Raw genomic sequence first — 22299 nt, 5'->3', positions numbered from 1 at the left:
AAGGTTTCAATGAGAATAAGTCCTAATTTACCTAAAATTTTAAAAGAAGAAATGTATAATTTGCTTAGGATGAGGTATAGAGCGACTTATGATGAGATTAAGCAAGAAGGTCGAGGTCAAAATTTTCTAATTTTCAGAGAGTCAATAGAGGTCATTCAGCTCTATGATAGATGGCTAGAAAATATTAAGAATGATAATGAATGGGGAAAAAAAGCATTTGAAAAAATGGACTTCAATAGCAGAGAAAATTTCTTAAAAGATGTTGGTTCTTTGCAGTATACATCTGGAATATTGCCTGAATGGCATGGATTGGAGATACCCGCATTTAGAAAATTTGTACAATATTTGGGGGAATCTGAAGTTCAAGGTAAATTGGATCAAAAGACAAATGTTGTCATGAGGTTTAACGAAATTTTTCAACTAAATAAATTTTGTCTTAACAACTCTTTGGATTTTAGTTCTATTCCTCGGGAACATTTGGCACAGGCTTATTTTTCGATATCTAAGGATTTAAAACCCAAAATAAAAATTGATGAAACGGTTAAAGAAACCTTTACTTTATCAGATGAAGAAGAGAATTATTTTCAGTATTTTAATGATACGTTAGATCGATATGGGCAAGTATTCATCATGTGCTTGGACATTAAGCTATATGCACCTTCCAATGATTGTTCAGACAGTTATGCGAGCTTATTCAAAGCACTTAACGATAAAATCAATGCTGTATACCAATTGATTGATCAAATTGAGAATTTACAAAGTTACTTATTAAAGCTGGAACCGATGCAAGAAGCTGGTTTAAATTTGCACTGCATATTGATGTTTAATTGTAGACATGCAAATTTCTCAGAAGACGGGATCATGTCTCAGTTAGATAAGAAAATGAAAAGCCAAGTTGGCCTGTCTGCTGGGAGTTACTCCCTGACAAATTGGAATAATTACCTTAGTAAATATCGTGATCCCAATGCCGTAGGTTTAATAAAAAAGAACAATATCCCATCACGCTTTAATTGTTGGTATTGGGTTTACAGTTATTTTTTTTCAGTAAACCAAGTAATAGGATTGAACATAGAAGGCCTTGACAATAATGATTATGTATTTAAGAAATGTTCTATTAGCGACTTAATTCCTGATGGTAAATCGCAGCAAAAGGATGCAACAAAACAGATCACATTTGATGAACTTTTAATGCTTTCTAAAAGTAAAAAAAGCTTTGATTGCAAGCATCTTTCTCCAATCGCCTACAATTATCTCCATAAAGTTGATTTGATGGATTTACCTCATGCTTTACTTCCTATAAGGCATAAGGATAAAACCCCATGCGGCAGTCTAATTTATTTGGTAGAGCTTTTTTGCGAAACTTTGAAAACGGTTCCACCAAAATTATTCAATATAGTGACAATGCTAGCAATTTCGAATAAAAGCCGCTCACCTAAATTTTATGGTGATAGTCTGACTCGATTAGGGCGTATTTGGTTTAGTCTTTTTAATCAATTAAAAAATGAAGATTTTCCTTTTTTTGAAAGAACAACATCTGGCTTTGATTCACAAAATTTAACTGATTTTAGTAATTTCTTTTTTTTCTATAAGAAGGAATTATTGAATTTGAATTCTCAACTAATAAGTCCTGAAATAATTCAAGAGTATGAAGAGAGATTAAACAGTTTTAAGGCAAGTCTGAATGTGAATACTTATAACAAGCAGCTTAAAGGGTTAGATAAGTCATTTGAAAAGTTGTCAGAATATGCTGATTACCTTTTAGAAAAGGACGTGGTTGTTCATCGATTGCATCTTAAATTTGATTGTCTGCATGGTGGTAAGTTTAGCAAAAAAGAGCAATCGGCAATTTTGACAGAGTTCCTTCGTGTAGGGCGCTCAACTCAACCTTTACGTTGGTTAAGGGGGTATATACTGCGTTTGGATGAAAAGGTATTCGAAGTTGAGCAAGATAAAATGTTGTATGCAGATCTAACCTTGATTTTTAATTATGGCTCAGAATTACAGTCTTTTGATATATGTGAAAGCTTAGATTTATTTTTGAAAAAATTTATCGAAAAACGTAATGATAAATATCGAAGTTCAGAGGATTCATCCCATAGCGGTTCTCTTGCATTTATAAAAGCAGAAATTGATTACCTTATAGAGCACAAAGCTATTTTAGATGGAATTATTGAGCTTTCATCTAAGTCGTTAAAAATTGAGACTACAGATAATTTAACTAGATTAGCTTTTACTGAAAGATATTTGCCATACATTTGTTACAAGAGTTTATTTTACCCAATTCAAGGTTGGGTGCTTAACGAGAAAAGGCTGACATCAGGGCATAAACCTAAAGCAGAACAAAAAATATCCTAGGTTGAGGGGATTGAATCATCATTACATTTTTCTTAAAGAAAAAATGGTTTAGTAAGGGGTTACTTTAGCTTGATTGATTTATGACATATTTATCGTATCTACAGGCTATTCTTATAGCACTAAGCAGGATTTTATAGGCAAACCTTGCTTTGCTATACGGCTTGCTTAGTTGGTATCTTATATTATTAAGATATCCTAACTCTTCGATTCATAAGATACTGACTACAAAAAGAATTTAATTAATCGCTACAACCTTTCTTTCATGATGCTACTTCTCACAGATCATTTACAGAGAATACTGTGCTGGAGACTGTGAGAGTACTCAGGAAAGAGTACATATGTACTTGTAAATAAATACTCAACTGACTGATGACATGGTGAAAAATACTTTTTGGAGACACCATGACATCAATACCTTCATTCAATCGTCTTTCTGAACCAGCTATCTTAATCGCAGTAGAGAGTTTTATTAGTAATATTATGGTCGTAGGTTTTGAAGAATCATTTAAACCCCTATTAAAGGCGCTATTAGAGCAGTTTGAACATATCTATGATGTGGATCATCACTATAGTGATTACAACGCTGTTTTTGTGGCATTAAAGCTAGAAATTGATTCAATGCGTTACGACTCTTTTTGTAACCCTGATGCAGATAATTATGATTTTGTGCTTCAGCTTAAACTAGAACAGTTGAAGGAATTTGAAAAACAAATTAAAGATTCTAAGCGTCGAATCCATGATGAGTTGTATCAATTTGCTCAACAAGAAAAAAACAACACAGAGAGCTTAGAAGATTATATTGGTAAGCTTTTCCATCATTACTCTAAGTTATTGATAGTCAGAGTAGATCTTGCGTATAAAAATGATTCAAAGGGTCAGATTAATATAGAGCAATTCTACAAGCACTTTGAAAAGATGCGGAATCGTTTATCGAATAAAGATACCTATTTTCAAGATCTGCATGGGTATGCTTGGGCGTTGGAACAATCAACGGAAAACAATGGTGGGTATCATGCCCATCTGTTACTCATTTATGATGGTACGAAAGTACAGAAAGGCTCTTATTATGCGCAGCGTATAGGGGAGAAATGGCAAGAGATTACTCAAGGGCATGGTTGCTATTTTAACCCTCATAGTAAGGAGTACATTCATAAGTTGCGTATGGCAGGCTGTGAAATTGGTCTAGGGATGGTCACAAGGAATAAAGAGGGTGATTGGGAGCGTTTACTCTCGGTGATCAATTACTTAACCTTGCCTGAAAAGGACATACAACGTCTTCGAGTGAAAGCCATAAAAGATATGCAAACTTTTGGGCATGGAGAGTTTGAGAATACCAAGCGTAGAGGGATTAAAAATAGCTTAAGTCAAAATTCTTGACTTATACATTACTAGCTAAAAAAGCTATTTTAGTATTTTAAGGAGCTGAGTTGGCAAACTAGCTCAGCTCCTTCCGTAAAATTTAGATGTGCTAATTGAGTCTACATTTAATTTTTGAATGATAAATTTTTATGTTGCATAAAGTCAGGGTCGACTTTTAAATTAGGGAGCCACTCTTTTTAATTTAAAGTTTTTTTAGCGTTGAAATTTTTACTAAATATTGTCTTTTAAAGGAAATATACATAAAATTGCATTGCCTTCGAACTGACGTTGCGGAGAGTTGGATGTTTAAGATGTCAAGTACTTTATCAAGTACTTTCAGCACAATGTAAATCTTCGAGAGAAGTTGTTGGTTTAGCTGTTTAGCTTTATTGTTAAGTCTCATTAGATACTCCTTGAGTTTATACTAAGTTGTTATATGCGTTTTGGTTTTTAACTTAGATTAAGTCGTTCCCCCAGATGGATTTTTATCGGCGCGAGATATTTGCTATCTGGGGTTTACTATATGAAATATGAAGATTATTACAGCGAAATATATTCAAAGAAACATGAAAAATTAGTTAAGAATGTTAAAAAGCCAAAGAGTTTATTGCATTTTGATTATGCTCTTGGGCCTAAAGAAGCATTTAAATTAGTTTCTAATCCCGATAAAGTTGAAAAACATTGGTTTCTACCAATGCTTGGGTTTAATTTATCAACTAGAAGAACCTATCTAGAAGAGAGTAAACTAGGAAAAGTTGTTAAAAAAAGAAAAAATAAGGATCGGCCTATTAGATATGCTTCTAATAGAGATGCATATATTTATACCTATTACTCTTACATGTTTAATAAAAAATATGAGGAGTATCTTAGTAATAAAAGTTTTTGCGACTCTCCAATCGCATATCGATCACTAGAAAAAAATAATATCGATTTTGCTTACTCAGTTTTCAGTAAAATTAAAGAAATAGGGGAGTGTACGGTTGTATGTATGGATTTAACAAGTTTCTTTGATACTTTGGATCACAAAATCTTATATCAGAATACGTTAAAAGTATTAGGACAATCTAAATTTAGGCTAGATCAAGAAAAAGTCCTTAACTCTTTAACTAAGTACTCATTTTTTGATAAAGACACAGTAATTCGCGAATTAGGCTGGACCCTTCAGGAATTCCGTGAATTAAAAAGTTCTATTCTTTATAAAAAAGGTCTTTCTTCTAATGATTCTTTCTTTAGTTTTAAGCAGATCCGAAGTAATAAGGATAGCACTGGTGAGTGGATTATTAAAAAAAATCCGAATACCGATTCAAATGGAAAAATGATAGGAATCCCGCAAGGAACTCCTATTTCTGCTCTATTATCTAATATATATATGATAGATTTTGATCAGCAAATATTTGAATACACGGCTTCTAACAATGGCTACTACGTAAGATATTGTGATGATGTTTTAGTTATACTACCAGGTCGAATTTGTTATCGAGACATTGTTAAAACTATTCAAGACACTTTAGTTGTAACTGCTGGAAATAGTTTAAAAATCAATGAAAGTAAGACAGAGGCCATTCAATTTTATGAAACGAAAGAAGGATTAGATTATACAAATCTACTTCATCCTGAAAAGAACCATGAGTTGCAATATTTAGGCTTTAATTTTAATGGAAAAAGAACAGTCATTCGGCATAGCAGTATTGCTAGATACTATAGAAAACTTAAGTCAAAGCTTAATACTGTGAAACATCGTGCATCTAAGAACGAAAAAAAATCAGTGCCTTACTTAAGAGATATCTACCAAAAATATAGCCATGTCTCTAACAAAAAAACATTTATTAGTTATGTGAAATTAGCTTCTGATGTTATGGATGAAAAGAAAATTATGCGACAGGTGAAAAATCATATGAAGTTTATTAAAAAGGTCGCATCTGAGAAAAATTAATAATATTAAAAAACCTTTTCAATTTAATCTTATAGGTTCATCTTTGGTTGGCTCAAGTGTATCTAAGAAGTTACTAATTAACTTTATATGAGCTTAGGATGTTGGCTGCTGCTACATTTAAACACTTGCTTATATTGAGCAATTGATAACAAAAGAAAAGATTTTTTACTGTTGGAACAGCGTATTTTTTATCTTTTTTGAGTCGAAATAAATAAAAATGCAGTAAACAAAAAATCGTATATTTAAAATTTTGGATCTACTTAATTTTGAATAATTATTCATATTTAACCATTGGTTATAAATAGAGCTTAAATTTAAAAACAGGTGTACTTGTAGCTCAATAAATATAGAAATACAAAATAAGCCGTATCCATAACCATCAGAATTGACTTCAATCTCCCTCACTATTATTCTTAGCATGCTGGCCTACATTGCCAGTCGGTTTTGACAGACCGTTTACACACAAGCACATCAAAAAAGTCATTTTTTGGTGGCGAACTCGTTCGTCCCCCTTCGTTGCGGTAGGGCGAGGGAGGGACGCCTTGTGCGTGCTGATTCTTGTGTGTCAGTCTGTCAACCCGCCTTCGTTCTGCCACCAAAATCAATTGACAGTGATTCGGTAGAACTTCTTTTACACAAGGAGTCCATCATGGTCATTCAATTTTTCCCCTTACTGTACTGAATTCTATTTCAAACAACTGACTTTTCACTAAGCAGTTGATGGGATTTATTCGTCTCATTTTATTCATATCTGCACATCTTCCTCGCTAGGGAGCATGCGTCGTCGTGTCTTAAATTTTGATTTCAATACAGAACAATATTAGAGGGGAACTTCATGAATATTCAAACATTCAGCATGCTTGCTGTATGTCTTTTACCTGTTTTATCTGCCTGTTCATCTACGGATGCCAAAGACCGTAAAGCTTATATTGAACAGTGTATGTATCCAAACTCAGCCATTAAAACCGCTGTAAGCAGTGAAGAATCTTGTGGCTGTCGTTATGACACCATCCGTGAACAATACGGTAAGCCATTCTTTACTGTGCCTGTGACCAGTGAAGACGATGTGCGACGTCTGGATTTTGCCAGAGGCTATTCCGTTGGTAAATGCAGAGGGTGGGAACAGAACATGCTCAATAATAAATTATTACTGATCGTCGCAATTGCTTTACTGACAGGCTGTACATCAGAACAGGAGAAAGCCTGTCAAGAAGAAGCTGATGTTGCTGAAACCGTCATGGATGTACGTTTGAAGCAAGGACAAATCGCCAATGCGACATTCTTTCTGGCTGGAAATAATGAAGTGCTACGTGAACAGCTTAGACCCATCATTCATGATGCCTTTGAATATGAACGAGGTGGGTTGGCAACCTTTGATGCAACCAAGCAAATGTTTAGAGAAAAATATTACCAACAATGTATGAATCGTTAAGACAACTCAATGCCATTCAAAAATTAAAGAATGGAAAAAATCTATCAAATAGTACGCTTTAGAAGAAATAAGTGAATCCATATGAAAATCAATAAATTGCTCTATGTCTGTCTGACTGTCCCAGCATTCTTAATGGGATGCGGTGAAGGTTCATTCAAAGAAGAGGACATAAAGAGCTTGTACAACCAATACGCAAGCTTAAACCCTAAAGTTAAATCGGTATCCAATATCGAGTGTAGTCAGGAAGGCTACGTTTTCCCTGAAGAAAAAAAGCGCCCCATCTTTGCCTGTAGCTACGATCTTGAGTCCGAAACGGGTCAAGAGGTGAAAGAGAAAGCGGTACTAATCCAAGATGAGGCAGGCCGATTGTCCATTCAAGGTTCAGCGCTATTTGATGGTTCCAATATTCAGTATTGATTCAATACAACAGCTTGAGAGATAGATGATGTTCTTAATTTTGTGGTGTATCGGTATCGTCATTTTGTTGATTTGGTTAGGGCCAAGTTTTTTTCTCATGCTCATCTGTTTTGCCATCTTGTCAGCGTTATTGGGAATTGGGGGAAAGAAATAAAATGAAAAAGATCATGATGTGGGCAACCATTGCTGTGCTCACAGTGGGTTGTGAAAAGCAACCAGAAGCAGCACATGCACAGAATGCGGTTGCTCAAACTGAAGAAACGAAAGCTGCGGTCAAAGCTGAAAAACTGACCGAGAAAGAAATACAGGATTTAGAGGCTTTAGAAAACTCACCAAGTGAAGAAACAGCAGCTACAGCAGGCTTTTACTTAAGTAATTTGGAAGTGACGCCTGTCGAGGAAATACGAGAGTTCATTGCCAAAGGCTGGGATGAGTGGGAAACACTGAACAGACAGGAAGCGGAGAAGGAAGCACAACAAGCACCCGCTGACCAAGGCGATGCAACCATGCAATACCGCATTGAAATCAAGAATCAGGTCTTTGGACCGAATAACGTGGTGGAAACAGCCTATCTACATTTAATCTCGCTCTCTGACAGCATTACTCTGGATCGAGTGGTGGTGAACCGAGGCAACTGTAAAGCAGATTATCGTGATGGTGCCAACCCAATTCTGTATGGTAAAACCATGCGCTTCTTTTTGAATTGTGATCCACGGAATGTCCGAGAGGTGGTTGCGGTACTGAAGGATGGTCGAGAAATTGTGATGACCGCACAATAAGCTCAAGACTGTATCTTTGAGGCTTTTGTGTGGATTGAAAGAAATTTCACTTATATAACATAAAGATGAATCAATACACTGAATGCGTTTGTTGAGCCTAACTTTACAGGACTCAATAAGCATATTCACAAGATAAATCTGAATCAGGCTGCTGGACTTCATTCCAATTCAGGGATGGGGTTCAGCAGCCTTTTTTGTTGATAAGGACAAAACGTATGGCACATCAAATTGAACAAATGGCTTATGTAGGCGAAACCCCTTGGCATGGCTTAGGCAACCAACTCACGCAAAATCAACCGATTGAAGTCTGGGCACAGCAGGCAGGTATGGACTGGTGCATTGAATCCTCCAATGTCAGCTATATGGCGCAGAATGAACGAGGGCAAAGCATCATCATGCCCTATGAGGAACAACGGGTGTTATACCGTTCTGATACCCATGCACCGTTGTCTGTGGTCAGTCAGCGCTATCAGGAAGTGCAACCCAAAGAGATTCTACATTTCTACAAAGACCTGACCGAACAATCTGGCTTTGAATTGGAAACCGCAGGGGTACTCAAAGGTGGGAAGAAGTTCTGGGCATTGGCACGAACAGGACAGACTTCAGCCTTAAAGGGTAAAGATGTCAGTAATGGCTATATTCTCTTAGCCACTGCTTGTGATGGAACCCTAGCGACTACAGCACAATTCACTTCGATTCGCGTGGTGTGTAATAACACTTTAGCGATTGCCCTGAAAGGACAAAGCTCAAGTGCAGGTGTGGTCAAAGTACCCCATAGCACCAAGTTCGATGCTGAGAAGATTAAACAGCAACTCGGTATTTCAGTGCGTGTATGGGAGGATCACATGTATGAAATGAAACAACTCAGTCAACGTAAAGTGACGCAGACCGAAGCGGCAGCTTATTTTGATGCGGTGTTTAACAACACCAGTCTGAGTATTGCTGAACAGGATGAAGGCATTATTCAGTTTTATCGTAATGTGGCAACGCAAGGGAACCAATCCAATAAAGCAGATAACAAGACTGAACCCAATGGCCGTGCTATGTCCAAAGTCATGAGCATGTTTAATGGGCATGGCCGCGGGGCAGAACTCAGTTCAGCCAAAGACACCGCTTATGGCTTACTTTGCAGTATCACCGAGTTCGCCGATCACGAACGTCGTGCCATGAGTCAAGATCACCGTCTGGACTCTGCATGGTTTGGTGCAGGTGCAGGCTTAAAGCAACGTGGACTCGAACAGGCCTTGCGTATGATTGCCTGAGCCTCATCAACGACCAGACTTACTTACCAACCTAACGCTCAAATACACCTATAGCCACGTCTTCGGATGCGGCTTTTTTATGCCCGAAATTTAATGAATATAGGAATTAAACAATGAATAGTCACTTAAATATTTCCAACTCATCCAATGCTGTAATGACCAACACAGCAATCAAAAGCCAACCTTTTATTGCACCTCGATTCTTTAGTGCCAAACGTCTTGTGAACACCAAAAGTATGAGTCAAGCCGAATGGCTAGAAATCCGCAGACAAGGCATCGGTAGCAGTGATTGTGCCGCAGCCTGTGGTCTGAATCCCTATATGTCGATGCTGGAATTATGGATGATTAAAACAGGACGAATTCAACAAAGCATCGAAGATGAAAGCGAAGGCCATGCACCTTTATATTGGGGTAAACAGCTTGAACCCTTAGTGGCTGAATACTACAGCATGCATACCAACAGCAAAGTCCGTCGTGTCAATGCCGTGTTACAACATCCTGATCCAGACAAACATTTTATGTTGGCTAACTTGGATTACTCGGTTGTGGGGAGTGCAGAAGTACAAATTCTGGAGTGTAAAACCGCAGGTGAATATGGGACCAAGCTGTGGCGAGATGGCGTGCCTTTATACGTCCTCTGTCAGGTACAACACCAATTGGCCGTGACAGGTAAGAAAGCAGCCCATATCTGTGTCTTACTCTGTGGACATGAAACCCGAATCTTTAAAGTGACACGTTCAGAGTCAGTGATCCAACACATCATCAATGCAGAGCGTTACTTCTGGGACCGTGTGGAAAAGGATACCCCACCTGAAGCGGATGCCAGTGAATCGGCAGCTAAAGCCTTACAGCTCCTCTATCCTGAACATGTGCCTCTCAGTATCACGGATCTATCAGAGGATGAACAAGCCAATCAACAGTTTGAGCAATTGCTTCAAGCTCGAAGCCAAATTGATAAGCATCAGGAGCAGTTTGATCTGCTGAAGCATCAACTTCAGGCCAAGATGCAAGATGTCGAACGTGCAACATTCACTAATGGTTCAGTGACATGGAAAAAGGCTAAAGACTCGATCAGTTTAGACAGTAAAGCCTTACTCAAATCACACCCTGAATACCTCAACCAGTTCCCACAAACTAAACAAGGTTCACGACGTTTCAATATCTACAGCAAGGATGATTGAAACCGCTTTAGCCTAAGTGTAATTCACAAGCAGCACCTCAAGCTCCACTCAACAATCCCATGCCTCAGCGCATGGGATTTTTTTATACCAATTTCATTTTAAGTAAATACAGAAACTCATTTAAATAGAAGAGGAAAACACTATGATCAAAGGTCTAGCCATCACCCCGCCTATTTTAGGGCGAATCAGTATTGGTAAGATGGTCGAAAAGAATGGCAAACGCCTGCCTGAAAAAGATGACCAATTCACCATTACCAGTCAAATTCAAAATAAAGACAGTGGTTGGGTGAAACATCCATTGGATGAGCAGCTTCGAGCCAAAGCACCCAATCAAAAACTCCGTTCAATCCCAGTTCGTATGATCTTTAACGATCCAGAGCTTAACTTGAGGGCTGAGTACAGTTTATTTGATCGTCAGACGGGGCGACCAGTGTGTGTGGGCAATGGTGAGACCTGTCAACGACTGACCCATCAAGGGGTTGAGCAACATCCCTGTCCATCCCCTGATCTATGCCCAATGGCACAAGGAGGAAACTGTAAACCTTATGGGCGTCTGCATGTCAATTTAGATGAATCGGATGAACTTGGTACATTCATCTTTAGAACCACGGGTTTTAATAGCATACGTACCTTGGCAGCGCGACTGAGTTATTACCATGCAGCATCGAATGGTTTGCTCTCATGCCTACCGCTACAACTGACTCTGAGAGGCAAGTCCACCACTCAAAGCTACCGAACACCTGTGTATTACGTGGATTTAACGCTCAGGGATGGCGTCAACCTTCAACAAGCCATTCAAACAGCTCAGGACATTGATCAACAAAGTAAAGCTTCGGGATTTAATCAACATGCTTTGGATCAAATGGCACGGCAGGGTTATGGCAATGCACGATTTGAGGTGGATTCAGAGGAGGGGCTGGATTTGGTTGAAGAGTTTTATACAGATGAACTTGTTGAGTCTGAACAAGTACAGCCTAACTCAAAAGCTAAAGCAAAGCATAAGTTCCATCAGGGGGAGGGTTTTGTACAGGATATTCAGAAGGGGTTGCAGCAGAATGTACGGGCTGTGAATTAGATGGAGTTGGACGAGATTGGACTCAGTAAAATTTTATTGGACTGACCTATTATCTGATCGAATCACCGCTCGCATCAATGATTAGGAGTCAACATCATGAATGCGTTCACAGGTCAAACTTTTCAGATGAATCAAATTATCAATATTAATGATGTAATTGAATTTACAAGTATTAGTCGAGCAAAAATTTATGAAAAGATAAAAGTAGATTCAAAATACTATGATCCAAGTTTTCCAAAGCCAGTTCGCTTAAGTGAGTCGCGCATTGGTTGGGTGGCTTTGGAGGTTCACCAATGGATCGAAGCTAAGATACGAAGTCGATAAGCATGGGAGCGAAAGCTCCCTTTTTATGGATATATCGATTAATCATTCTTTGAATTGGATTGATTGTTGATCAACCAATGTAAAGTTGTAGCAACAGAATTATAAATATTGAAAATAAATGAACTAAGTTCACAAAATAAAAAAGTAGTTCCTGTTACTAAGAATGTAAGAATTATATAGTTGGTATATTTATAAATATTTATTAGAGTATCAATTTTCAGAGTATCTTTACCCAAATGTAAATTTAGATCTTTAAAAAAATATATAATAAACAATGCAAAGCTGAAGGTTATGTAATAAATAAATACTCTAATAAATGTAAAATGGACTTTTTTAAAAAAAATCAGCCCAGTATTTTTATCTGTGTATTCAATCATTTTTTTTTGTAAATTTAGAGGGGTTATTGTGCAAAAAATTGTATACCCAGCTACTAAAAAACCTAAGGTTGCAAATAATGATGAAAATAAGAAAGACACTAATTCATTAATTTTAGTGTAACTGGTTTCAATATCTACATCATTATTTGCGAGAATGAAGAAAAAGAATAGGCCGAGAATAATTGGAAAAAATTTATTAAAATCTGATAATTTGATTTTCTTAGATTTTTTATAGATCTCACGGATATTTTTTTCTTCTAATAGTCCATTCATTATTCAATCTCATTTTCTTGGATTGTTACAACCTTATTGGTATCAATAGTATTAAGAATTTTTTGAGTTTCTGCATCAGTTTTTTTAACTCTGATTTCTCTAGATTGAATAAGTTTTTTGAATTCTGAAAACATATGTAAAACAGTAGTAAAAATATTATTCTGAACAACATTAATCGTTGTTTGAATTTTAACATCATCATTGTCAATTTTTAATCTATTGCCAGATTTGTCTGTGCCTAACAAGACAATTTTTTGATTGCCTTGTATTGTTGCTTTATTGGCCTCTTTGGCAATGACCTTTTGGTTTAAACCTTCATTATTTGTAATTTCAAATTTCCCTTGACCACCAGCTTCATCTGAAGTTTCTTGCATTTGACGGAACATATCTTCTCCATCAATTTCAGAATTACGATCATTTAGAATGAAAGTTACTTTTTTTAACTTATTGAATAAATAAATGTTTTCGCTTAAAGTTTGTTGGTTGGTAAGAGGTGTTAATGTTAGTTCAACGATTGGAAACTCTTTTAGAAAGGGATTTCTTTCTTCTTTAGGTAAACTATCTTTATAGTTAATTTGTTCATTTCTTAAAAAATAAGATAATGTACTTCTAAAGTTTTCTGGAGTCGGAGCGTATTTCGTCTCAGCGGCGTAAAGTAATCTATGATTGTTTAAAATTAAAGCAAAAATTGCAGAAGGTGCTGAAGCTAATTTTTTCTTGTCCTTAACCAATTTTCCTGTTGAATCACGATATTGCTCTCGTTCAAGTTGAGTCTGTTTTACGAATCTTCCAACAATGGCAATAATCTCATTTTGCCCTAAAAAATCGGTACCTAAATTCACTAAAGAAACTTCATCAAAATAGAAATTACTTTTTCCTGCTTTTCTATTCTTTTGTTTAAAAAAAGCAGGTTCAACCACTTCTGTGAATAGATCAAGTAAGTTGTGATTGCCAAATTTACAAACTAAATTTGCTATTTCTAAATTTTTTTCTAAAGTTGCCATTTTGATTCGGTATTAATCGATTATAAAGTGATAAAAATAATATATTAAATATTTCGATAATTAAAGAGTTCGAGTAGTAGTTATTCTTATAAGGTGGATATGCAACGTTAAAATTCACTTTCAGGTTTTTTAAAAAAGTATGTTTTGAGTTGAGAACCGTCCTCAAATTAGTGAGAATACAAGCAACATAAGCCTTTGTGGTCATAAGAGGCTTTAACTTTTTTTTAGAACTGTAGACAACCTATGAACAAGCAACAACTCGCTTCCAAAATTTGGGATTCCGCAAACAAAATGCGCTCAAAAATTGAGGCAAATGAATATAAAGACTACATCTTAGGGTTCATGTTCTATAAGTTTTTATCAGACAAAGAGCAAGCCTTCTTAGAAGCTAATGATTTTGGTCAGGCAGACATTGAAGCACTCACAGAAGAAGACCCTGAAACAGTTGAATTTATTAAAAACGGCATTGGTTACTTCATTGCCTATGACAATTTATTTTCGACATGGCTGAAAAAAGGCAATGATTTTAACGTTGCAAATGTTCGTGATGCCCTTTCTGCCTTTTCACGTTTAATTAGCCCATCTCACAAAAAAGTATTTGATGGTATTTTTAAAACACTGGAAACAGGTTTAAGTAAGTTGGGTGACAGTTCAAACAGTCAAACCAAAGCCATCAGTGATTTATTGCAATTGATCAAAGTTATTCCAATGAATAATAAGCAAGACTATGATGTTCTTGGCTTTATTTATGAATATTTGATCGGCTCATTTGCTGCAAATGCAGGTAAGAAAGCAGGTGAGTTTTATACACCGCATGAAGTGTCGGTGTTGATGTCTGAAATCATTGCACATCATTTAAAAGACCAAGAAGAAATCAAAATTTACGATCCAACAAGTGGGTCAGGATCATTGCTGATTAACATTGGTAGTTCTGTTGCAAAACATGTCAACGATGAAAATAAAATCAAATATTACGCACAAGAGTTAAAGGAAAATACCTATAACTTAACCCGTATGAACTTGGTGATGCGTGGCATTCTGCCAGCCAACATTGTGGCTCGTAATGCCGATACCTTAGAGGATGATTGGCCATATTTTGATGACAATGATCCGATCAATACCTACGAGCCTTTATATGTCGATGCAGTGGTATCTAATCCACCGTACTCGCAAGCATGGGATTCATCAAATAAAGAGTCTGACCCTCGTTATGCTCGTTTTGGTTTAGCACCAAAAACTAAAGCTGACTATGCTTTCTTATTGCATGATCTATATCACTTAAAACCTGATGGCATCATGGCGATTGTTCTGCCACACGGCGTGTTGTTCCGTGGTGGTGAAGAAGAGCGTATTCGTAAAAACCTGCTTGAAAATAAGCATATTGATGCAATCATTGGATTACCTGCCAATATTTTCTTTGGTACGGGTATTCCGACAGTCATTATTATTTTAAAACAGCGTCGCCAAAGCAGTGATGTGCTTATTGTTGATGCTTCCAAAGGTTTTATTAAAGTTGGTAAAAATAATCATTTACAAGCGTCGAATATTAAGAAAATTGTTGATGCTGTTGTACAGCGTAAAGATATTGAGCAATTTTCTAAATTGGTCAGTTTGGAAGAAATTCGTGCGCAAGGCTATAACTTAAATATTCCGCGTTATGTAGATTCGTCTGCAACAGCGGAAACTTGGGATATTTATGCCACCATGTTTGGTGGTATTCCAAAGAAAGAAATTGATGCTTATGCCGAGTATTGGAAGGCATTTCCGCAGTTACGCCAAGATTTATTTACGGACAGTGATACACCTTATGTCGATTTAGCCACGACAGAAATCAGTCACGCTATTCATCAGCATGCCAATGTTCAAACATTTAAAACGCAATTTAATACGGCTTTTGCTAATTTCCATGATTATTTAAAAGCTGAGTTGATTGGCAAGATGCAGTCTTTGCATATTGCACAGCAGGAAAATGTTTTAAGTCAGGATATTTTCAAGCGTTTGGAAAATATTCCATTAGTGGATAAGTATCAGGCATATCAAGCTTTGGATGATCAATGGCAAAGCATCGCAGGGGACTTGGAGATTATTCAATCTGAAGGTTTGATTGCTGCAAAGATTGTAAATCCTAATATCGTCATTAAAAAGAAAGATGGTAAAGAGCAGGAAGTTCAAGACGGTTGGGTGGGTTATGTGTTGCCGTTTGATTTGGTGCAACAACATTTACTCATTGATGAACTCACTGCTTTGCAAGGCAAAGAGCGTGCTTTAACTGAAGCAAGTGCTGAAATTGAAGCGATCATGGACTCGTTGTCTGAAGAAGATAAAGACACTTTATTGAACGATGCCAATGATGCGTTTGTCACAGCAGAAATTACCAAAGCATTGAAACAGGCATTGGAAGATATTGAAACGCCTGAAATCCGTGCGATCAATGAATTGTTAGAATTACTTGCGAATAAAGCGAAAAAGCCTGAGCAGGAACAGTTTGTACAGGCACATCCTGAAGTGCAATGGGCGAAGATTGAAGCCAATAAAAACGGCACATTTGCAGTAGCTAAAGTCAAAGCCTATTTAAAAACGTTACAGGCGAATTTTACTTTCGCGGAAGATTCTTTAGAGGCGAAGTTGTTCCAAGTGGAAGATTTGCTTGCACAGGAAAAAGAGTTGAAAGCTGAGATTAAAGCCGATGCCAATGCTTTACACCTTTTGACCAAAACTACGATTGAAGCCTTGGAAGATTCGCAAGTATTAGAGCTGTTGGAAGCGAAGTGGGTTGAGCCAATTGTCAACGCAATTTTGGCATTGCCGAATGAGGTGATTGAGCATTTGACTGGTATGGTTCAAGCATTGGCAGATAAGTATGCGGTGACTTATACCGAAACCACGCAAAAACTGACTGAAGCGGAAAATAGCCTTGCCAACTTGATTGATGATCTCACTGGTGATGACTTTGATTTGCAAGGTTTGGCGCAGTTTCAAAGTTTATTAAAAGGGGTGTGATGTGGAAAAGCAAAAAAGCCCTGAAATTAGATTTAATCAATTTAATGAAAATTGGAGCATCACCTCATTAGGTGATTTGATGAATGTAGGTTCAGTTAAACGTGTTCATCAAGCTGATTGGTGTGATACTGGAGTTAGGTTCTTAAGAGCTAGGGACATTGTTGCATTTGCAAAAAATGAGGATATTGCAGATCCAGTTTATATTAGCCCAGATAGATATGAAGAATATTCTAAGTTATCTGGTAAGGTGAAGGTTGGAGATTTACTGGTAACTGGAGTTGGTACGATTGGTGTTCCAATGCTTGTTAAAAATGATGATCCTCTTTATTTTAAAGATGGTAATGTCATTTGGTTTAAAAATGAAAACGCGATTAATGGATTATTTTTATATTATTCATTCATTAATAAAACAACTCAAAATTTCATTAAGGATTCTGCAGGCATTGGTACAGTAGGTACTTATACGATTACTAGTGGAAAACGAACGCCTATTTATCTTCCTAAAGAAAATGAACAAAGCCAAATCGGTAACTTTTTCCAAAACCTAGACCAATCTATTGCTTCACATGAAAAGAAACTGGCTCAAACGCAAAACTTAAAGAAAGCGATGTTGGAAAAGATGTTTCCAAAAGTAGGATGTAAGCAACCTGAAATTAGATTAAAAGGGTTTAGTGGGGAGTGGGAGCAGCGTGAGCTTGGAGAATATTGTGATATGTTCAATGGTGACAGAGGAATCAATTATCCAAATACTGATGATATGGTAGCTGTCGGAGTACCATTTATCAACGCTGGCGATTTGCAAAATGGTAAGGTGAATCTTCAATATGCAAACAAAATTACAAGGGATAAATATAATCAGCTTAACGGCGCAAAAATCCAGCTTGGTGATATAGTTTACTGCTTACGAGGAACTCTTGGAAAGAATGCCTATATCGATAATTTCACCGAAGGAACAGTGGCATCTTCACTTGTAGTTATTCGACCAAAAAATATTATTGGGAACTATCTATTTCAGATTTTAAATTCTGATATTGAGTATCGTCAAAGAACACTTTGTGATGAAGGGGCTGCACAGCCAAATTTATCAGCAAGAAACCTTGCTGGATTTCTTATTCCTATATCTTCTATTGAAGAGCAGAAAGAAATTGGTAATTTCTTTGGACAACTCGATGAAACCCTTTTGTTGCAACAGCAACAGCTTCAAACCCTAAAAAATCTAAAACAAGCATTTTTAGAGAAAATGTTTGTTTAATTAATCCCCCCTTGCGGAACAGAGTTCCTTACCTTTAATAAAGGGGGGCTTAAAAACAGACTTGATAAAAGCAAATAGACCATGACATTTAAAAGCGAAGCAGAATTTGAACAGGCATTTATCGAAACTCTTTTTAACAAGGGGTGGGAAAGTACTGTTCTAAAAAATCCTACGGAACAGGATTTAATTAACAACTGGGCAAAAATTTTATTTGAAAATAACAGCGGTATAGATCGGCTCAATGGTCATCCACTGACCGACTCTGAAATGGCGCAAATACTCGAACAAATTAAAACCTTGCGTACACCCTTGGCACTCAATGGTTTTATTAATGGTAAAACAGTTTCCATTAAACGGGACAACCCAAATGATGTAGCACATTTGGGTAATGAAATCAGCCTCAGTATTTATGACCGTCAGCAAATTGCGGCTGGCGAAAGCCGTTACCAAATTGTACAACAACCCAAATTCCCAACATCTTCACCGATTTTAAACGACCGACGTGGCGACATCATGTTGTTGATCAATGGTATGCCGCTGTTTCATATCGAATTGAAACGCTCAGGCGTCCCTGTCAGTCAGGCAGCACATCAAATCGAAAACTACGCCCGTTCAGGCATTTTTTCAGGACTATTTTCATTGGTACAAATCTTTGTTGCCATGAATCCTGAAGAAACCAAATACTTTGCCAATCCTGGTCCAGATGGATCATTTAACTCAGACTATTATTTTAATTGGGCAGATTTTAACAACGAACCAATCAACTATTGGAAAGACATTGTTGCGCATTTGCTATCTATTCCGATGGCACATCAGCTCATTGGATTTTACACCGTAGCTGATAAAACCGATGGCGTGTTAAAGGTCATGCGCAGTTATCAGTACTTTGCAGTCCGTGCAATTTCTGACCGTGTCGCACGTATTGAGTGGGATGGGCGTGATCGTTTAGGAGGTTATATCTGGCATACCACTGGTTCTGGTAAAACCATGACCAGTTTTAAATCAGCTTACCTCATCGCAACGTCTAAAGATGCTGATAAAGTCATTTTCCTCATGGATCGGATTGAACTCGGTACACAGTCCCTAGAACAATACAATAACTTTGCGGATACAGAGGACTTTGTACAATCCACTGAAAATACCTATTCCCTGATTAGCAAACTCAAAAGTACCAATCCGAACGAAGTCCTGATTGTTAGTTCAATTCAAAAAATGAGTAATATTAAGCAAGAAGAAGGGGGGCTCAAAGCCTATGATATTGAGCAGATGCGGAAAAAGCGCATCGTCATTATTGTAGATGAAGCACACCGTTCAACCTTTGGCGATATGCTCATTACCATTAAAGAAACCTTTCCTCAGGCAGTTTTCTTTGGTTTTACAGGGACACCGATTCAAGACGAAAATGAAAAGAATATGAATACCACCGCAACAGTATTCGGTCATGAGTTGCACCGTTACAGTATCGCAGATGGTATTCGAGATAAAAACGTTCTCGGTTTTGATCCTTACTTGATTTCAACTTATAAAGATTCAAAATTACGTGAAGCCGTGGCTTTGGATGAAGCAAAAGCCCATACTGTTCAAGAAGCTATGGCTGATCCTAAAAAGAAAGAAATTTATTCACGTTTTATGGATAAAAGTCAGGTTGCTATGGCAGGTCATTGGGACAAAGTAAATAATTATGTGAAAGGGATAGAGGATTATCTACCTACAGAACAATATCGACGTGCCGAACATCAAGATAAAGTGGTTGAAGATATTTTAGAAAATTGGATTCAATATAGCCAAAACAATAAGTTTCATGGCATGTTTGCAACAAGTAGTATCGCAGAAGCCATTGAATACTATCGTTTATTTAAGAAATTTAAGCCTGAGCTAAAAATTACGGCACTGTTTGATCCAAATATTGATAATAATGAAAATGCTAAATTCAAAGAAGATGGTTTAGTTGAGATCATTAGTGACTATAACAATCGTTATGGCATGGAGTTCAGTTTAGCAACTCATGCCAAAATGAAGCGTGATATTGCTGACCGTTTAGCCCATAAAGAATTGTATAAGCGTGTAGAACATACCCCAGAAAAACAGCTTGATCTTCTAATTGTCGTGGATCAAATGCTGACAGGTTTCGATTCAAAATGGGTCAATACCTTGTATCTAGATAAAATGCTGGAATATGCAAACCTGATTCAAGCATTCTCACGTACTAACCGCTTATTTGGTAAAGATAAACCGTTCGGTATCATTCGATATTACCGACGTCCGCATACGATGAAACGTAATATTGATGTAGCAGTCAAGTTGTATTCAGGCGATAAACCTTTGGCTTTATTTGTAGATAAACTGCAAGACAACCTAAATAAATTAAACGCTATTTTTATTGATATAGAGCAACTATTTAAAAGTGCGGGTATCGAAAACTTTGAAAAGTTACCTGAAGATAAAGAGGTTTGTGGTCAGTTTGCAAAGTTATTCAAACAATTCAATGAGCATCTAGAAGCTGCAAAAATCCAAGGCTTTAATTGGAACAAACTGACTTATCACTTTGATAACAATGATGCGAGTAAACTACCATTTCAAGTTGCAATAGATGAGCAAACATATCTCATTCTTGCTTTACGTTATAAGGAATTATTTTCTGAAGGTGGAAGTGGTGGCGGTGGTGGCAGTGTTCCATTTGAGATAGATGGTTATTTGACTGAAATTGATACTGATAAAATTGATTCGGACTACATGAACAGTCGCTTTACCAAATACTTAAAGGCATTGCATGATGGTGAGAAGGCAATCTCGGTTGAAGAAGCATTAAATGAACTGCATAAGAGTTTTGCAGCTTTAACGCATGATGAGCAAAGAATTGCGAATATCTTTTTGCATGATGTTCAACGTGGTGACGTGAAATTGCAAGAAGCTAAGTCATTTAGAGACTATATTACAGAGTATCAATTTAAAGCCAAAGAAGATGAAATACATGCTATTGCGAATTCTTTTGGTTTAGATGAGTCCAAACTAAGACAGTTGATCAGCGCGCATGTCAATGAAAGTAATATCAATGAATTTGCACGCTTTGATGCATTATTAAATACCGTAGATAAGACAACGGCAAAGCAATATTTTGAGCAAGAGGAAGGGAAGGCAATACCACCTTTCAAAGTCAATGTGAAAGTTGCAGCATTTTTAAAAGAGTTTGTTTTGAAGAATTCTCAGTCTAATTAAATAAGTTAAATCATAGAGGGAATATGAAATACCAACCGCCTTATACCATCACATCAAAGATCATTCATCTGATTGCACAGATTAGTGAGAATATAGGGCGTTTGACTGTTTTAGAAGAAATCCAGGAGAGCCTGAAACTAAGGAAAGCTAATCGTATTCGCACGATTCAAGGTTCATTAGCCATTGAGGGTAATACCCTAACCACCGAGCAAATTACGGCGATTTTGAATGGTAAGCCTGTTATAGCACCACCGAAAGAAGTACAAGAAGTTCGTAATGCCATTAAAGCCTATGAAGCCTTCCATCAATGGAAACCCTGTCAAGAAGAGGATTTGTTACAAGCTCATCAAATTTTAATGGCAGGTTTGATTGATGAGGTTGGTCAATATCGTCATGGTGGTGTTGGTGTGATGTCAGGTGACCGAGTGGTACATATGGCTCCACCTGCGAATCAGATTAATCGTTTGATGACTGATTTGCTTGATTGGTTGAATGACAGCGATATACATCCACTGATTCAAAGCTCAGTCTTCCACTATGAGTTTGAGTTTATCCATCCATTTGCAGATGGTAATGGGCGAATGGGTAGACTGTGGCAAACGTTAATTTTGAGTCGATGGAATCCAATCTTTGCCAATATCCCAGTTGAGAGCCTGATCTATCAAAATCAAAAAGCTTATTACGAAGCATTGCAAGCAAGTACTGATTGTGTTGATTCAGCACCTTTTATAGAATTTATTTTGCAGATGATTTTAGATGCAATCCTCAGCTCAAATGACACCGCTCAAGATAGCGATCATGTTACCGCTCATGCTGACGTACAAGTAAGCGATCAAGTTCAGCGTTTGATTTCAGCAATGAAACAAGAAGACTATACGTTAGCGGAATTGATGCAATTGGTAGGTTTAACCCATCGAGCAACATTCCAAAAAAATTATCTAAATCTAGCAATCACAGCTGGCTTGATAGAACGTACTATTCCTGATAAGCCGAAAAGTCCGAAGCAAAAGTATCGATTGAAATGATAAAGTCTTGGTGCAGAGTAGAGAGAAAATGAGCT

At 37.0% G+C, this 22299-nt stretch carries 16 protein-coding genes and 1 pseudogene; 15 read left to right on the top strand and 2 right to left on the bottom strand.

The window, feature by feature from the left end:
* Positions 1 to 9: 9 nt before the first annotated feature.
* The 11 genes and pseudogenes from ACX17N_RS12795 to ACX17N_RS12745 all read left to right on the top strand — a co-directional run bounded on the left by ACX17N_RS12795 (position 10) and on the right by ACX17N_RS12745 (position 12117).
* Entirely contained in the window at positions 10 to 2355 is a 2346-nt protein-coding gene (locus ACX17N_RS12795) for a hypothetical protein (RefSeq protein WP_458892958.1), read from the top strand.
* Between the two features lie 402 nt (positions 2356 to 2757).
* Positions 2758 to 3732: a YagK/YfjJ domain-containing protein gene (locus tag ACX17N_RS12790; protein WP_458892957.1), complete on the top strand. Its 975-nt coding sequence runs from the start codon at positions 2758 to 2760 to the stop codon at positions 3730 to 3732.
* 505 nt (positions 3733 to 4237) lie between these two features.
* Positions 4238 to 5647 (top strand): antiviral reverse transcriptase Drt2, encoded by a 1410-nt coding sequence (drt2, locus tag ACX17N_RS12785; RefSeq protein WP_458892956.1) that lies wholly within the window; start codon positions 4238 to 4240, stop codon positions 5645 to 5647.
* Positions 5648 to 6482: 835 nt separating this feature from the next.
* Positions 6483 to 6764: pseudogene (locus ACX17N_RS12780) on the top strand (hypothetical protein); the annotation flags it as partial.
* A gap of 12 nt (positions 6765 to 6776) precedes the next feature.
* Positions 6777 to 7079, top strand: a complete 303-nt coding sequence (locus tag ACX17N_RS12775; RefSeq protein WP_458893037.1) for a hypothetical protein — start codon at positions 6777 to 6779, stop codon at positions 7077 to 7079.
* A gap of 81 nt (positions 7080 to 7160) precedes the next feature.
* Positions 7161 to 7496, top strand: coding sequence for a hypothetical protein (locus tag ACX17N_RS12770; RefSeq protein WP_458892955.1), 336 nt, complete (start codon positions 7161 to 7163; stop codon positions 7494 to 7496).
* Positions 7497 to 7651: 155 nt separating this feature from the next.
* Positions 7652 to 8275, top strand: a complete 624-nt coding sequence (locus ACX17N_RS12765) for a hypothetical protein (RefSeq protein ID WP_458892954.1) — start codon at positions 7652 to 7654, stop codon at positions 8273 to 8275.
* A gap of 215 nt (positions 8276 to 8490) precedes the next feature.
* Positions 8491 to 9537, top strand: a complete 1047-nt coding sequence (locus ACX17N_RS12760; protein WP_458892953.1) for a DUF932 domain-containing protein — start codon at positions 8491 to 8493, stop codon at positions 9535 to 9537.
* Positions 9538 to 9692: 155 nt separating this feature from the next.
* Positions 9693 to 10718, top strand: a complete 1026-nt coding sequence (locus tag ACX17N_RS12755; RefSeq protein ID WP_458893036.1) for a YqaJ viral recombinase family nuclease — start codon at positions 9693 to 9695, stop codon at positions 10716 to 10718.
* A gap of 142 nt (positions 10719 to 10860) precedes the next feature.
* A complete protein-coding gene (locus ACX17N_RS12750; protein ID WP_458892952.1) occupies positions 10861 to 11793 on the top strand; it encodes a recombination directionality factor in 933 nt (310 codons plus the stop codon).
* 96 nt (positions 11794 to 11889) lie between these two features.
* The gene (locus tag ACX17N_RS12745) at positions 11890 to 12117 is read left to right on the top strand and encodes a helix-turn-helix transcriptional regulator (protein WP_458892951.1); all 228 of its coding nucleotides are present in this window, start codon (positions 11890 to 11892) and stop codon (positions 12115 to 12117) included.
* A 38-nt stretch (positions 12118 to 12155) separates the two neighbouring features.
* Here the strand turns inward: ACX17N_RS12745 and ACX17N_RS12740 are convergent, their stop codons facing one another.
* The gene (locus ACX17N_RS12740; protein ID WP_458892950.1) at positions 12156 to 12767 is read right to left on the bottom strand and encodes a hypothetical protein; all 612 of its coding nucleotides are present in this window, start codon (positions 12765 to 12767) and stop codon (positions 12156 to 12158) included.
* Positions 12767 to 13771 carry a hypothetical protein gene (locus tag ACX17N_RS12735; protein ID WP_458892949.1) on the bottom strand — a complete coding sequence of 335 codons (1005 nt, stop codon included), beginning with the start codon at positions 13769 to 13771 and terminating at the stop codon, positions 12767 to 12769. Before ACX17N_RS12735 ends, ACX17N_RS12740 begins: the two co-directional genes overlap by 1 nt.
* 243 nt (positions 13772 to 14014) lie before the next feature.
* Between ACX17N_RS12735 and ACX17N_RS12730 the strand changes: the two genes are divergently transcribed.
* The 4 genes from ACX17N_RS12730 (at position 14015) to ACX17N_RS12715 (ending at position 22264) form a co-directional block, all read left to right on the top strand.
* Positions 14015 to 16771, top strand: a complete 2757-nt coding sequence (locus tag ACX17N_RS12730; RefSeq protein WP_458892948.1) for a type I restriction-modification system subunit M — start codon at positions 14015 to 14017, stop codon at positions 16769 to 16771.
* A 1-nt stretch (position 16772) separates the two neighbouring features.
* Entirely contained in the window at positions 16773 to 18023 is a 1251-nt protein-coding gene (locus tag ACX17N_RS12725; RefSeq protein WP_458892947.1) for a restriction endonuclease subunit S, read from the top strand.
* An 81-nt stretch (positions 18024 to 18104) separates the two neighbouring features.
* Positions 18105 to 21239 carry a type I restriction endonuclease subunit R gene (locus ACX17N_RS12720; protein ID WP_458892946.1) on the top strand — a complete coding sequence of 1045 codons (3135 nt, stop codon included), beginning with the start codon at positions 18105 to 18107 and terminating at the stop codon, positions 21237 to 21239.
* Between the two features lie 23 nt (positions 21240 to 21262).
* The gene (locus ACX17N_RS12715) at positions 21263 to 22264 is read left to right on the top strand and encodes a Fic family protein (RefSeq protein ID WP_458892945.1); all 1002 of its coding nucleotides are present in this window, start codon (positions 21263 to 21265) and stop codon (positions 22262 to 22264) included.
* Positions 22265 to 22299 lie beyond the last annotated feature (35 nt).

The organism is Acinetobacter sp. GXMZU3951, from assembly GCF_054457875.1.
This window is presented reverse-complemented; position numbering and strand designations above follow the sequence as displayed.